The sequence below is a fragment of the Acinetobacter sp. V104_13 genome (genome assembly GCF_031798995.1).
In the GTDB taxonomy this organism is placed as follows: domain Bacteria; phylum Pseudomonadota; class Gammaproteobacteria; order Pseudomonadales; family Moraxellaceae; genus Acinetobacter; species Acinetobacter pittii.
The window spans coordinates 448,133-462,915 of the sequence record NZ_JAVQNP010000027.1; the positions used below are offsets into that span (position 1 = coordinate 448,133).

At 40.9% G+C, this 14,783-nt stretch carries 15 protein-coding genes; 10 read left to right on the forward strand and 5 right to left on the reverse strand.

Translation table 11 applies throughout. From position 1 onward, the window contains the following. Window positions 1–23 precede the first annotated feature (23 nt). Entirely contained in the window at window positions 24–1,211 is a 1,188-nt protein-coding gene (locus tag RMB06_RS14910) for an MFS transporter (RefSeq protein WP_311080730.1), read from the forward strand. An 8-nt stretch (window positions 1,212–1,219) separates the two neighbouring features. On the opposite strand, the gene RMB06_RS14915 is transcribed toward RMB06_RS14910, so the two are convergent. Continuing rightward, entirely contained in the window at window positions 1,220–1,813 is a 594-nt protein-coding gene (locus tag RMB06_RS14915; RefSeq protein ID WP_311080143.1) for a GNAT family protein, read from the reverse strand. 42 nt (window positions 1,814–1,855) lie between these two features. Next, window positions 1,856–2,491, reverse strand: coding sequence for an FMN-binding negative transcriptional regulator (locus RMB06_RS14920; protein ID WP_311080144.1), 636 nt, complete (start codon window positions 2,489–2,491; stop codon window positions 1,856–1,858). Between the two features lie 115 nt (window positions 2,492–2,606). On the opposite strand from RMB06_RS14920, the gene RMB06_RS14925 reads away from it, so the two are divergent. Beyond that, window positions 2,607–4,097 carry a PLP-dependent aminotransferase family protein gene (locus RMB06_RS14925; RefSeq protein WP_311080145.1) on the forward strand — a complete coding sequence of 497 codons (1,491 nt, stop codon included), beginning with the start codon at window positions 2,607–2,609 and terminating at the stop codon, window positions 4,095–4,097. A 7-nt stretch (window positions 4,098–4,104) separates the two neighbouring features. On the opposite strand, the gene RMB06_RS14930 is transcribed toward RMB06_RS14925, so the two are convergent. Then, window positions 4,105–4,794: an LrgB family protein gene (locus RMB06_RS14930; RefSeq protein WP_004792992.1), complete on the reverse strand. Its 690-nt coding sequence runs from the start codon at window positions 4,792–4,794 to the stop codon at window positions 4,105–4,107. Window positions 4,795–4,805: 11 nt separating this feature from the next. Continuing rightward, the gene (locus RMB06_RS14935) at window positions 4,806–5,237 is read right to left on the reverse strand and encodes a CidA/LrgA family protein (RefSeq protein WP_002114274.1); all 432 of its coding nucleotides are present in this window, start codon (window positions 5,235–5,237) and stop codon (window positions 4,806–4,808) included. A 110-nt stretch (window positions 5,238–5,347) separates the two neighbouring features. Between RMB06_RS14935 and RMB06_RS14940 the strand changes: the two genes are divergently transcribed. The 3 genes from RMB06_RS14940 to yghU all read left to right on the forward strand — a co-directional run bounded on the left by RMB06_RS14940 (window position 5,348) and on the right by yghU (window position 7,894). After that, window positions 5,348–6,253 carry a LysR substrate-binding domain-containing protein gene (locus tag RMB06_RS14940; RefSeq protein WP_311080146.1) on the forward strand — a complete coding sequence of 302 codons (906 nt, stop codon included), beginning with the start codon at window positions 5,348–5,350 and terminating at the stop codon, window positions 6,251–6,253. A gap of 120 nt (window positions 6,254–6,373) precedes the next feature. Continuing rightward, window positions 6,374–7,000: a glutathione transferase gene (gene yfcF / locus RMB06_RS14945; protein ID WP_311080148.1), complete on the forward strand. Its 627-nt coding sequence runs from the start codon at window positions 6,374–6,376 to the stop codon at window positions 6,998–7,000. Window positions 7,001–7,033: 33 nt separating this feature from the next. After that, window positions 7,034–7,894, forward strand: coding sequence for a glutathione-dependent disulfide-bond oxidoreductase (gene yghU / locus RMB06_RS14950; RefSeq protein WP_311080149.1), 861 nt, complete (start codon window positions 7,034–7,036; stop codon window positions 7,892–7,894). 38 nt (window positions 7,895–7,932) lie between these two features. Here yghU and RMB06_RS14955 read toward each other — a convergent pair whose 3' ends face one another. Then, window positions 7,933–8,853, reverse strand: coding sequence for a LysR family transcriptional regulator (locus RMB06_RS14955; protein WP_311080150.1), 921 nt, complete (start codon window positions 8,851–8,853; stop codon window positions 7,933–7,935). A 125-nt stretch (window positions 8,854–8,978) separates the two neighbouring features. On the opposite strand from RMB06_RS14955, the gene RMB06_RS14960 reads away from it, so the two are divergent. From RMB06_RS14960 to RMB06_RS14980, 5 genes are all read left to right on the forward strand, one after another. After that, window positions 8,979–9,716, forward strand: coding sequence for an SDR family oxidoreductase (locus RMB06_RS14960; RefSeq protein WP_311080151.1), 738 nt, complete (start codon window positions 8,979–8,981; stop codon window positions 9,714–9,716). A gap of 236 nt (window positions 9,717–9,952) precedes the next feature. Then, the gene (locus RMB06_RS14965; protein WP_311080152.1) at window positions 9,953–10,462 is read left to right on the forward strand and encodes a rhodanese-like domain-containing protein; all 510 of its coding nucleotides are present in this window, start codon (window positions 9,953–9,955) and stop codon (window positions 10,460–10,462) included. Window positions 10,463–10,480: 18 nt separating this feature from the next. Beyond that, window positions 10,481–11,422 carry a serine O-acetyltransferase EpsC gene (epsC, locus tag RMB06_RS14970; protein ID WP_311080153.1) on the forward strand — a complete coding sequence of 314 codons (942 nt, stop codon included), beginning with the start codon at window positions 10,481–10,483 and terminating at the stop codon, window positions 11,420–11,422. Window positions 11,423–11,662: 240 nt separating this feature from the next. After that, window positions 11,663–12,595 (forward strand): family 2A encapsulin nanocompartment shell protein, encoded by a 933-nt coding sequence (locus RMB06_RS14975; protein ID WP_001107594.1) that lies wholly within the window; start codon window positions 11,663–11,665, stop codon window positions 12,593–12,595. After that, the gene (locus RMB06_RS14980; RefSeq protein ID WP_311080154.1) at window positions 12,570–14,531 is read left to right on the forward strand and encodes a family 2A encapsulin nanocompartment cargo protein cysteine desulfurase; all 1,962 of its coding nucleotides are present in this window, start codon (window positions 12,570–12,572) and stop codon (window positions 14,529–14,531) included. The genes RMB06_RS14975 and RMB06_RS14980 overlap by 26 nt, the downstream gene beginning before the upstream one ends. The last annotated feature ends 252 nt before the right edge of the window (window positions 14,532–14,783 follow it).

Here is a 14,783-nt window from a genome sequence, read left to right on the forward strand (position 1 = left end):
AACACATATAATTAAAGGCTCTCATACTTCAAAATACGATGCATCGCCAAGTTCTTATTTTGGCGAGTTCTCAGTCACTTTACCAAACCGTATCGATCATGGTCATGACGATTGGTGGTTTGGCTGGGGCAAATATTTCTAATACACCGATACTTGCAACTTTACCCATCGCATCTATGTTTTTGGGTACAGCCTTAATGATGTTCCCTGCATCAATGTTGATGGCACATATAGGACGGCGTAAGGGTTTTCTTTTCGGCGCTTTTTTAGGTGTAATTGGCGGTATTATTGCTGCCATTGGTATCTTTTATAGTTCACTTACTTTCTTAGCCTTAGGCACGTTATGTGTCGGAGCCTACCAATCCTTTGCTCAGTTTTATCGTTTTGCTGCCAGTGAAGTAGCAGATGATACGTTCCGTTCACGTGCCATTTCTTGGGTTATGGCAGGTGGAATTGTTGCCGCACTGATTGGTCCGACTTTGGCGCGCTTTGGTGGCCCATTATTTCAACATTTAGAATATATCGGTTCATTTTTAATTATTAGTATCATTTCACTTGTGGCAATGGGCATTTTATCTAGCCTACATATTGCCAATACAGTTGAGCAAAAGTCTGACTTTACTGCTGGTCGCCCATGGCAACAGATTGTCTTTCAGCCTACCTATCTAGTTGCTCTGTTTGGTGCAGTCACAGGCTACGGCATTATGATTTTAGGTATGACCGCAACACCCATTGCCATGCGACATTCACACCATGAACTAGGCACGATTACAACTGTCATTCAGCTTCATGTGCTTGGTATGTTCCTACCTTCATTCTTTACTGGACATTTAATCGCTCGATTTGGTGTGCTTAAAATCATGTTTGTAGGTCTTATATTATTTGCTAGTTATATTGGTTTTTCCCTCTCAGGTATTCAGTTCGCATCGTTTGCAATCTCACTCATTTTATTAGGTGTGGGATGGAACTTTTTATTTATTGGCAGCACTTCTTTACTTACAGGAACGTATACAGCGGCTGAAAAAGCCAAGGCTCAAGCCATTAACGACATGACTGTTTTTGTTGTCGGCTTAATTTGTTCTTTTAGTGCAGGTGCTTTACTGGATTTATTTGGCTGGAAAGCAATGAATATGGCTTTAATACCATGGCTGGTGATTGCCGCAGCTTCTCTCTTCTGGCTAAGCCAAAAAAGAGAAAAACAGCTTGCTTAAAATTCCTTTTAGCGCGGTTTATTCAACATCCATTCCAGATTTTGGCGAACCGCAGGCCACTCATATTTTAAAATGCTATAAACGTGAGTGTCCCGTAAAATATCATCTTTTACAATTTGATGACTTCTCAGCACGCCATCGAGCTTTGCACCCAACCGTACAATCGCGGCTTGACTTTGAACATTTAAAGAAGATGTGCGTAACTCAACCGCAATACAGTTTAAAGTCTCAAATGCGTGAGCCAACAATAGCTTTTTACATTCCGTATTTACAGGCGTACGTTGTGCAGATTTGCGGTACCACGTTGAACCAATTTCTACACGGCGATGTGCTTCTTCAATATGCATGAGGGTCGTCATGCCAAGCGCTCGCCCCGTTTTTCGGTCTTCAATATAAAAAGGCAACATAGACCCAGAACTTTGTAAACCGAGACGTCTTTCAATTTCAGCAACCATTTGTTCAGGTCTTGGCACACGGGTATACCAAAGATTATAAAGCTCCCCATCACAAACGGCCTCTTTGAGCGCTTCAGCTTGAGTTACATCTAACGGCTTTAAAATAACGTGTTTACCTAGCAACTCAACAGGTGTAGTCAAAGACATCTTTATCTCCTCAATTGATCTTAAGCTTTTATATTTTCAAAATTATTTATTTAACTCAGCCACACTGTACATGGCATTCGCTATAGTTTGATGACCAGATTTCGATAGGCCATCTGCCGCGCCTAAAATGTCTCGGCGTTCTTTGTTTTGCCCAAGTTTTGATTTTCCTCGCAACTTGGTAATTTCAATCTCAATACCTACAATGGCTTTTAACATCGGTTCAAGATAATCCTTTGGTGCATCTGACATTTTCCATGGTTCAGGTTGAGATGCTTCATGAGTACGGGTTAAACGAGCCACAACACCACGGACGTAACGTTCATCATCGCGAATCGTCACTTTGCCATAGGCATGCACAACCCTATAGTTCCATGTCGGTACTTGTCTATGCTGTTCATGTTTGGATGGGTACCAGTTTGGTGAAATATAAGCATCGCCTGCTTGAAACACGACGAGTACATCATCTCCATTTTTAATGTCCTGCCAGACAGGATTAACTCTAGAAACATGCGCACGTAGTACACCCAATTCCCCTTCGCTTGCCTGTAATTCAAATGGAAGATGATTTGCATCTAAGCCATTACTTCCATGAGTAAAAAGCACACCAAACGGATGTTCAGTAATAAGAGAATGCAATATATCCAAACGGTTTTCTGCAAAATCATCGGGGATATACATGGCTCAAAACCTCACTGTAAAGATCAGGGTTATTTATATTTTGTGTTGTAAATTTTCTGGTTTCTGTGGTTTATTAAAAAGAACCACTTTGTATTTTTTTAAGTAGACCAGAATTATGGCAAGAATGGCAAAAGTTGTTGAACTTCCGTCGATTGCAAAGATTGATAAAAGCCAAGGAAAGATAAGTGCTCAACTGACCCAAGCTTTGCGAGAAGCTGTACAAAGTGGTGATTTACAGCCCGGCGATCCGTTGCCTTCTTCACGTGAACTGGCTCAAACACTTGGGGTCGCTCGCGGAACCATTATTGAAGCTTACGATCAGCTTTTAGCTGAAGGTGTGTTTGACTCTCAACCACGAACTGGTACTTATGTGTCTCATGCTTTGGTTAAAACATCTGTAATACAACATTCATCAAAAGAAAATAAATCTAACTCGATATCTTTGACCAAATCGGCACGTTCTTATGCCAAAGTGCTTGATGAATTTAAGCCACTTCCTCATGTTCCTTTTGCGGTATCTGTCCCCGTCAGTCGTACTCAACCGAGCGACATCTGGCGTAAGTTTGGTAATAAATATAGATCACGAGGTGCAGGTGCCCCTTCGGGTTATGGCGAACCGCAAGGTGTATTATCGCTGAGAGTTGCTATAGCAGACTATGTACGACGGTCACGTTCTGTCCACTGCGAACCTGACCAAATTGTGATTACACCTGGTATTCAACAGTCACTTTATATTTGCAGCCAAATTTTATTTGAGGCGAAAGATGAAGTTTGGGTTGAAGATCCAGCTTATCGGGGTACAACGGCTATTTTTGAGCATGCTGTACAAAATATTCGAATGGTGCGTGTTCCTGTCGATGAAGAAGGTATTCAAGTTGAAACCGGAATTAAACTTTCTAAACATGCACGTGCTGCGTTTGTAACACCGTCTCACCAATATCCACTTGGCATGCCGATGAGTCTAGCAAGACGCACTGCTTTATTGGCTTGGGCAAAACAGCAAAATGCATGGATCATTGAAGATGACTATGACAGCGAACTCCGTTATAACGGTCAGCCCTTCCCATCTTTACAAGGCATGGCACCCGACCAAGTCATTTATCTTGGGACTTTCAGTAAGGTCTTATTTCCGTCACTCAGACTTGGCTATGCAGTATTGCCTAAAGAATTGGTGGCACCTTTTTGTGGGCTAAGGGTATTAATTGATAGACACCCACCTGCTGCCGACCAACACGTTTTGGCTGCTTTTATTCAAGAGGGTTATTTGGAACGACATATTCGGCGTACTCGAAATGTCTATGCAGAAGTTCGAGAATACATTATTAGTTTGATTGAAAAATACATACCTCAAGAACTGGCTTGGTTACAGCCGGGCGATCAAGGCATGCATATGGTGTTATGGCTTGCTCAACATATTAATGATATTGATGTTGCAAGCTCGGCACTCGATGCAGGCATTGCCATCAAAGCAATTTCACCGACATTTTCAAAAGAGCGGCAACGTTCGGGTTTAATTGTCGGCTTAGGCGATTTTGAACCCGAACTAATGAAACAAGCCATCAAAAAACTATCAAAGATTATTCAACAACATGACAAGCCAACTTAAACCAAGTTTACAGTAGCAACCATAGATGAATGGCAAATGGCCCAATCAGCACCATTAAAATACCTGCAATGACCATGGTTAAACTGGCAATCACACCTTCTTCACTATTGCGCTGCTGTGCTCTAACTGTACCAAAACCATGCGCTGCATTGCCGAAGGCTGCCCCATTTGCCACATTAGAACGGATTTTAGTAATCGCTAAAATCGCATCGCCGCAAATCATACCGACCAAACCCGTAATAACGGTAAATAGTGAAACCAATGCTGCCGAACCGTGAATATCTTCCGCTAAAATCATGGCAAATGGTGTTGAGATAGAGCGTGCCATCAAACTATTGGTGACTTCAGGGCTAAAGTGGAACCACTGTGCCATCTCATAGGCTGACATCACACCTACACTCATGCCTACAATAATCGCAATCGAAAGGACCCCAAGGTTTTTACGAATCGTTTCCCGATAACGATAAATCGGTACAGCGAAAGCAACCGTTGCTGGTCCTAATAAATTAACAATCCACTGCGTATCTTCAGCATAAGTTTGATATGAAATTCCAAAAATCGTCATCAAAATAATGGTGAGTACCGGCACGCTAATCGCTGGTGATAACCAAAGTTTTGGATTTTTCTGATAGATTCTCTTTGCTACAACATAGGCTACCAAAGTCCAGATCAGGCAAAGAATTGACCAGATATTCATGTCATTTTCTCTTAGATATGCTTATGTTGAAGGCGTTTGCGGGCCTGTAAATAAGCTTTCAAACGATTGTAATAGTGAATCGTGAGGCAGGTACTGAGCATGACTGAAATGGTCCCAACCGCAATGCTCAAGACAATTTGCCACCCTTCAGTCATAAACAAGGTTTTATACTGAACTACGGCAACGACTACAGGCACAAAAAACAGTAATAGCTCACCTAAAACCACAGTTGCTCCCATTGCCACCTGATCCATTTTGATAATTTTAAAGAACAGGCATAAAAGTAATAAAAACATACCTAAAATACCTGCCGAGACAGGTACACCGAGCTTTTGATGTAAAAGATACCCGATCCACCAAAATCCAGCCAAAATCAAAATTTGTTTAACTAAAACTAAAAGTGAAGGTTGTTTGGGTGTTCCAGAAGCAGATTCAGTACTCATTTTGCGAAATTAGATGGTTAACTACACTATTATGCTAGCTTGGTTAGACCTGCTAAATATGAATTATTTATGTTAATATTATTCTAAAATGGAATAATTTATTCTTTATTATGCTTTCTCTAAAATCACTACAGTGCTTCGTTACGCTGGTAAAAACTAAAAGCTTTACACGTACTGCTGAAGAGTTGTATCTGACTCAACCCACTATTAGTAAAATATTACAGCAGCTTGAAGAGCAACTTCAGGTACAGCTTTTGGTTAAACCCGATCATGGCCGTAAAAGACAAATCGAGTTAACTGAAATTGGAGAGCGCATTTATCAACATGCGGTCGAGCTTCTTCAGGCAGAACAGAACATCTTTCTTGAAATTGAAAACTACCAACAATTAAAAACTGGGACTTTAAAACTTGGCGTTCCGCCTTTAGGCTCGCAGCTCTTAACGACTGCCCTATTTGATTATCATCAACAATTACCAGATATTGAATTGGCTTTTATGGAAGTGGGTTCACGTGGTATTGAACAAGCCTTACTCAATAACGAGTTAGACGTTGGCGTTTTATTGCAGCCCTTTGATACGCAAATTTTCAATAGCATTGAGCTATGTAACTACCCTTTAATGGTTCTTTTACGTCGGGATGCGACTTGGGCAACACGCAAAAAAATAAATCTAGAAGAGCTACAACACCAATCATTTTTAATGTTTCCTGAAAATTTCTCTTTAAACAGTATTATTCTCGATGCATGTAAGCAGCATGGTTTCTACCCAACCATTGCGTGCCGGACCAGCCAATGGCACCTCTTAGCAGACATGGTGTTACAACGTATGGGGATCGCACTTCTTCCTCAATATTATACCGACATGCTTGACCCGACTTTATTTGCAGCAGTGCCACTTGAGAAACCAAATATTCAATGGCACTTAGTGATGGCTTGGAAAAAGAATCTTCCTGTCTCACCAGCGGTACAGGCGTGGCTTAGTATTGTTCGTCAACATTTTCAGCACATTAAGCCCTAACGTTGAACACTGAAATGGCTTAATTCAAAAACCGATAAAGCTTTTCCACAAAAAAGCTACCCAATCTTGGATCAGCTCACTTAGACTATATCCGATTGTTTTATGACATGGACAATAACAATGAATAATGAACATTTTAAGCTGTACACAGATTCACAATTTCTAAGCCCCTATGCGTTTACAGTTTTTGTAGGGCTACATGAAAAACAAATTCCATTTGAAATTGCGACCATTAACTTAGGCCAACAAGGCCAGTTTGAAAAATCTTATGTAGCAAAGTCATTAACTGCCAAAGTGCCTGTACTCGAGCATAACGATTTTGCCTTATCAGAATCCTCCGCCATTTTGGAATATCTTGAAGAGCTTTATCCAAACACAGCTATTTATCCGAAAGATATTCAAGCACGCGCAAGAGCAAGACAAATTCAGGCATGGTTCCGATCAGACTTAGTTGCACTAAGAACTGAGCGTCCAACCGATGTTATTTTTATTCAGCCCACCTCCACTCCACTTTCAGAAGAAGGCAAAAAAGCTGCGGAGAAACTTTTCTTTGTTGCAGAAAAACTTCTTGCGTCTGATGCCGAATTTCTTTTTGGTTCATGGAGCATTGTGGATGCTGAACTTGCCCTGATGTTGCAACGCCTTATTCAAAATGGTGATGCTGTACCAGAACGCTTAAAAAACTATGCATTACAGCAATGGCAACGTCCGACCGTACAAAAATGGCTTGCCTTGCGACATAAATAAATCCTTATATTTACACCAAACACGAGATAAAAAATGAGCGATTCAAACTATATTCCTCCACAAGTTTGGCAATGGACTGGAGAAAAAACCGATTTAAACCAACCTACCTCAGGCCCTCGCTACGAACATACACTTCCTGTAGGGAAACATCCGCTTCAGCTCTACTCTTTAGCAACGCCTAATGGTCAAAAAGTCACTATTTTGCTAGAAGAGCTTTTAGCATTAGGACACCAAGATGCTGAATATGATGCTTGGTTGATTAAAATCGGAGAAGGACAGCAATTTGGCAGTGGCTTTGTAGAAGTTAATCCAAACTCTAAAATTCCAGCATTGGTTGACCATAGCCAAAACCCGCCATTAAGAGTGTTTGAATCTGGCTCAATTTTGCTTTACTTGGCTGAAAAATTTAAAGCTTTCATTCCAACTGATATTGCTGCACGTACTGAATGTCTCAATTGGTTATTCTGGCAAATGGGCAGCGCGCCTTACCTAGGTGGCGGTTTTGGGCATTTTTATGCTTATGCACCCGTTAAAATTGAATATGCGGTTAACCGCTTTGCCTTGGAAACAAAACGTTTACTTGATGTGTTAGATAAGCATCTAGCAAAAAATGAATATTTGGCAGGTTCTGAATATAGTATCGCTGATATTGCAGCATTCCCTTGGTATGGTGGTCTTTTTAAAAACTGGGTGTATAACGGCGCGGAGTTTTTAGGTGTCGACCAATATAAAAATGTTCAGCGCTGGGCAGATGCGATTTTAGCGCGCCCTGCGGTACAACGTGGCCGTATGGTCAACCGTACCTTTGGTGATTTAGCCACACAGTTGCATGAACGTCATGATGCGAGCGATTTTGAGACCAATACTCAAGATAAATTACAGAATCAGTCTTAAAAATATCATTCAGTTTTTTGACTTACCCGCAAGATATTTCATTTTTGCGGGTATTCAAAGTTAGCAAAATAACCCGTATATAACTCACTCAGCCAAGCAACAAAAACTCGTACGCGTGGCGAGAGCTGCCGATGCTGCGGATATAAAGCAGAAACTGACATCTTCGGGATTTCCCACTCAGATAAAACGTCAACCAGTCGCCCATTTTTTAATTCATTTGCCACATGGTAGCGCGGGACCTGAATTAAACCTGCCCCACGTAAAGCAGATAATACATAGTTTTCAGCATCATTTACCGCGATCCAGCTTTTCAAAAAATAATCTTGTTTTTTGCCATTCACCATTAATTCAAATGGATAATTCCGTCCGCCTGATGTCGAGAAGAAATTAACACAATAATGTGATAACAAATCCTCTGGTTGCTGTGGTATTCCATGTTTATTTAAATAGTCAGGACTTGCACAAATCACTTGTGGCATATCGACCAAATGTCTAGCAATTAAAGTGGAATCATCCAAACGCCCCGCTCGCACCACGCAGTCTATCCCTTCCCTAATCAGATCAACCAAGCGATCACCCGTACTGATTACCAGTTCAATATCGGGATATAACTCGTGAAATTGGTCGATACTGGGTAAAACAATTTTAGTCGCATGTGCGCCTGATAAATCGACTCGTAATAAACCACGGGGCTGAGCAATTACATTACGTAAAGACGATTCTGCATCATCAAGTTCCGATAATATTTGTGTGCAGCGTTCATAAAATGCTTGTCCATCTAGTGATGGTCTTACATGCCGAGTCGTCCGTTCTAGCAAACGGCACTGTAAATTACTCTCTAACTCCTTAATGGCATTACTTGCAGTAGCACGTGGGATATTTAGCTGATCGGCTGCCTGACTAAAACTACCCAGCTCTACAATGCGGGTAAAAAGTTGCAAGGTATCAAATTTGTCCATGGTGCTCTCTTTTAACCCTATCTATTATTAATTTATATGGAATTATCTTATCCAATTATGAAGATTTATCCCATATTTCTATATTATTAAAATAAGCCATACCTACTCAAACAGGCAATCTAAAAATGAATATTTCAAGAAAAACAGCTCTGGTTACTGGTGCATCACGTGGTATTGGCCGTGCTATTGCAGAACGTTTAGCTCAAGATGGCTTTTATGTGATTGTTAACTATGCTGGCAATAAAGTGCATGCCCAAGCAACTGTAGATCATATTATTGAGCAAGGTGGTCAAGCCTCTGCTATTCAAGCAGACGTTGCAAATGAACATGAGGTGAGTCGTTTGTTTCAAGAAGCAAAAGCCATTAACGGTCAATTAGACGTTGTGATTCATAGTGCCGGTATTATGCCTATGGCAAAAATTACACCTGAAGGTCTGCCAGATTTCGATAAAGTAATTCATACCAATTTACGTGGCGCGTTTTTAATTTTGGCGCATGCGGCCGAAACAGTTCCAGATGGTGGCCGAATTATTACGCTTTCAACGAGTGTAATTGCCAAATCTTTTCCTTTATATGGTCCCTATATTGCCTCGAAAGCCGGTGTAGAAGGCTTAGTACATGTATTAGCAAATGAGTTACGCGGCCGAAATATTACTGTAAATGCTGTTGCGCCTGGCCCGACAGGAACAGACCTTTTTTATAATGGAAAAAGTGATGAGCAAGTGGCAGCAATTGCAAAACTCGCTCCCTTGGAAAGAATCGGAACACCTGAAGAAATTGCCAGTGTAGTTGCCATGCTAGCTGGCCCAGATGGACGTTGGGTAAATTCACAAGTCATTCGAGTAAATGGTGGATTTGCTTAATATTAAAAACCATATGGATTATTTTAATCCATATGGTTTTTACCAAATATTAAAATCCATTAAACATATTATTAGAAGAACTTTATAAGATTAATTAATACGGTTTTATATAAAATATTTAGCTTTCTTATTTATTAAAAAAATATATATAAATAGATATTACTTATTTTTGCTTATATTTAAAAACGCGTAAATTGAACAATAACAATCTGAATCGAAGATAAGGAATTATTTAAATGAATGCCAAATTAAATACAGAAAACCCATCTGGTTTTATCTCTTCGAGTTCTAATACATCTTTGTCAAAAGACACTATTCTTAGTAAAGCACAGCAATACGCACAGGAACATGAACTTAATTTTAGTGGCAGTTTATCACCTGTTGATGCATGGCAGCTCGTACAACAAGGAGAAGCAGTTTTAGTTGATGTGCGTACCAATGAAGAACGTAAATTTGTGGGTTATGTCCCTGAAAGTTTTCATGTCGCTTGGGCAACAGGCACATCGTTTAACCGTAATCCACGCTTTTTAAAAGAACTCGAATCAAAAGTTGGCAAAGACAAAACTATTCTTTTGTTATGCCGTAGTGGCAACCGTTCAGCACAAGCTGCCGAGGCCGCATTTAATGCTGGTTTTGAGCATATTTATAACGTTCTTGAAGGCTTCGAAGGCGATCTAAATGATCAGCAACAGCGTAATCAGAAAAATGGCTGGCGCATCCACCAACTTCCTTGGCAACAAGACTAATACTTCAATCAATTTTCAGTGGATCAAGGAAAGCTTGTGACTCAATGGAATATTAATGCTGTTGTACAAGGTTTACAACAAGCAAGGCATGACTGGCGTCAGCAGCAACACAGGACCAAAGAATTTGGGGGCCGCGAACTTCCATCTAAAGAAGCTTTAAAAGCCATTTTAGATGACCTGTGCGGAATTTTATTTCCAATGCGTTTAGGCCCTGCTGACTTACGTCAAGAAACTGAAGATTCTTATATTGCCTATACTTTAAATCGGGTACTCACAGCGTTACATGCTCAAGTACAACTGGCTTTGAACTATGAAGCAAAACGTCATTTGAGTCATTCGAACACCGTCCAACAGCCAGACGAACTTGCTCAAAATATTGTGCAGGATTTTGCTAATACCTTGCCCTCTATACGACGTCTTTTAGACGGCGATGTGCGTGCTGCTTATGAAGGCGATCCAGCGGCGCATAGTGTGGATGAGGTATTACTTTGCTATCCGGGCATATTTGCGATTATTCATCATCGAATTGCGCATCAACTGTATGCCCAAGTGCCTTTATTGTCTCGCATTATTTCCGAGTTGGCGCATTCTGCAACTGGTATTGATATTCATCCGGGTGCAAAAATCGGTAAAGGATTCTTCATCGATCATGGTACGGGTGTGGTGATTGGTGAAACTAGCGTTATTGGGGAACGTGTTCGTATTTATCAAGCAGTGACTCTTGGAGCAAAACGCTTTGAAACCAATGATGATGGTGCTTTGAAAAAAGACTATACACGCCATCCAATTGTTGAAGATGATGTCGTGATTTATGCAGGCGCCACTATTTTAGGCCGTATTACCATTGGCCGAGGGTCAATTATTGGGGGGAATGTCTGGCTTACACATAGTGTTGCTGCAGGTAGTCAGATTTTACAGTCTCCTAATGAGTCTTATCAAAAAAATCATATAGCCGGTTAAAAACTATAGATGTGAAATAAATAGATAAGGAGATAAATAAACAAAGAACGTGCAGATTAATAAAATGCTTATTTCTAGTTTAAATATATTTTTATTTAGAAAATAGATAACTCATTAATAAGCTCTCTATTTAAAAAATTTATAACGCTATTTTAATTTTAAAACCAGAACTAATTCTAGTTTATATGCATCCTAGAATTTTTATTTTCAAAAAGCCAAAGTAATAAGGAAAAATGATTCATGGCGAAAAATACTGACAAAGCCCAACTTGCGCTGGGGGACCACGCAGCCCGTCAACTGGCCAATGCAACAAAAACAGCTCCCCAACTTTCTACAATTACTCCCCGATGGCTGACTCATTTACTGCAATGGATTCCTGTTGAAGCAGGTATCTATCGCCTAAACCGTGTCAATAATACCGATGATATTCAAGTGGCTTGCACACAACGTGATGAAGCAACTTTGCCACAAACTTTTGTCGATTATGATCCAGAGCCACGTGAATACTTTTTAAACGGTGTATCTACTGTTTTAGATGTACATACACGTGTTGCTGACCTTTACAGCAGCCCACACGACCAAATTAAAGAACAGCTCCGTTTAACGATTGAAACCATTAAAGAACGTCAAGAAAGTGAGCTTATCAATAACCCTGAATATGGTTTACTGGCAAGTGTGACAGATGACCAACGTATTTCGACTTTAAATGGCCCACCGACGCCAGATGATCTTGATGATTTGCTACGTAAAGTCTGGAAAGAACCGGGATTTTTCCTAGCACACCCTGATGCGATTGCAGCATTTGGACGTGAATGTACACGCCGTGGTGTACCGCCTCCAACGGTTAGTCTGTTCGGTTCGCAGTTCATTACATGGCGCGGAATTCCACTTATTCCATCAAATAAAATTCCTGTAGAAGATGGCAAAACTAAAATCTTGCTGCTTCGTGTTGGTGAAAAGCGTCAAGGAATTGTTGGTTTGTTCCAACCGGGTCTTGCTGGTGAACAGTCACCAGGGCTTTCAGTACGTTTTATGGGCATTAACCGTAACGCAATTGCGTCATATCTAATCTCGTTATATTGCTCACTTGCAGTATTAACAGACGATGCTTTAGCAGTGTTAGATGATGTGGAGGTGGACAAATATCATGACTACCCAGTTAACTACAAGTAATCTGCAAGGTAGTTCAACGGGGCCTAAAGTGACTGGTGTTAACCCACCAGCCAACTTCCCTGATGAGTCCACCATTGCTCGACTTGCTAATGAGTTTTTTTCAGCAGTGCCAAGCTCAAGCAGTTCAGCTTCTCCATCGGGCCTTAACTTGGACTTACCAGTCGGAGCGCCACCGCATCCACCACAACCGGGTGAACCATTTTCTGCACTCAGTGGTCGTGCGCCCAATATCGCCTTTCAGAAAAGTCTCAATCCGGAATATCCTGAGCATATTCCAAATTTGCCAGACTACCCTGAACGCCGAATTGTAGCGTCTGCGCCTGTGGTTGGTGGAGCTAATTTGCCACGCCCACCATTTGAACCATATTTGCCACAAGCTGCTCATAGTGAACCCAATGTGCCACGCATTGAACCAAACTTACCCACTGGTGCAGGTGAATCACCTTATTATTTTTTAAATGATTTTTCTGCTCCCAATACAGCAGAACCGTCTGTTAAAGGTGTTGAAGATAATTATTCAGTTGCACAGTCTTTTCAGTTACCACATGGTGATCAGCTGAAATCATTGCTGACAGAAGATCGTTTTGCAACGAACACGCCTCCCCAAAGTTCGGCAAGCTCTGCATTTTATTTTTTAGACTTGCCTCAAACTGGACAAAGTTATAGTCACTATCAACCATCGCAACCCACTTTTGTAGCAAGCAGTGCTCAACCACTCGATGTACATACCATACGTCGCGATTTCCCAGTTTTACAGGAACGCGTCAATGGTCGCCCTCTAGTTTGGTTGGATAATGCTGCGACCACACAAAAACCGCAGCGTGTGATTGACCGGATTGCTTATTTTTATCAGCATGAAAACTCAAATATTCACCGTGCTGCCCATGAGTTAGCGGCTCGTGCAACCGATGCCTATGAGCATGCAAGAAATGTAGTTGCCCGATTCATTGGTGCACCCTCTTCTAAAGAAATTATCTTTGTTCGAGGAACAACCGAAGGCATTAACCTGATTGCAAAAACATGGGGTGAGCAAAATATTGGTGAAGATGATGAAATTATCGTTTCTCACTTAGAACACCATGCCAATATTGTGCCTTGGTATCAACTCACTAAAAAAACTGGAGCAAAATTAAGAGTCATTCCTGTGGATGACACAGGCCAGATTATTTTAGAAGAGTTGCCAAAACTGATTAATGAACGCACTAAACTGCTGTCGATTACTCAAGTTTCGAATGCTTTAGGAACAGTCACACCTGTTGCTGAAGTCATTAAAATTGCGCATGCCAAAGGTGTACGTGTTTTAGTTGATGGCGCGCAATCTGTTTCGCACATCCCTACTAATGTACAAGCTCTTGATGCAGACTTTTTTGTATTTTCTGGACATAAAGTGTTTGGGCCAACGGGTATTGGTGTGGTCTATGCAAAACCAGAGTTGCTAGAAAGCATGCCTGTTTGGGAAGGCGGCGGTAACATGATTCAAGATGTGACCTTCGAACAAGTAGTTTACCAACCTGCACCCAACAAGTTTGAAGCTGGAACTGGAAATATTGCCGATGCTGTTGGCTTAGGTGCTGCACTTGAATATGTAGAAAGTCTAGGTATTCATAACATTGCTCGCTATGAACATGATCTACTCGAATATGGTCAAAATGCGCTGAGTAGTGTGTCAGGTTTACGCCTGATCGGAACCGCACATCACAAAGCCAGTGTGATGTCCTTTACCTTACAAGGTTATTCAACTGAACAAGTCGGTAAAGCTTTAAATCAACATGGTATTGCCGTACGTTCTGGGCACCATTGTGCACAACCAATTTTACGTCGTTTTGGTGTAGAACAGACCGTGCGTCCGTCTTTGGCTTTTTATAATACGACGGAAGAAATTGATTTATTGGTTTCGGTGTTACATCAACTCACGCGTAATCGACGTACGAGTTAAATTTATTAAAAAAAGACTGCTTTCGAGCGGTCTTTTTTTATAATTAATTTGCCATCATTAAAATTCAATTTTTCAATGAGGAAACTATTAAAACTCAAATAGTCCTAGCACCACATTTACTCGAGCAAAAGTCGTCTGCAACCTGCGTAGCATCAAAAAGATTCTTTTTCTGTGAAACACTAGTTAAATGAAATAAGTCGACAGGTTTTGCAGATGACAATGCTTTTGCTCTTACGAAGCTTTAGACGCTTC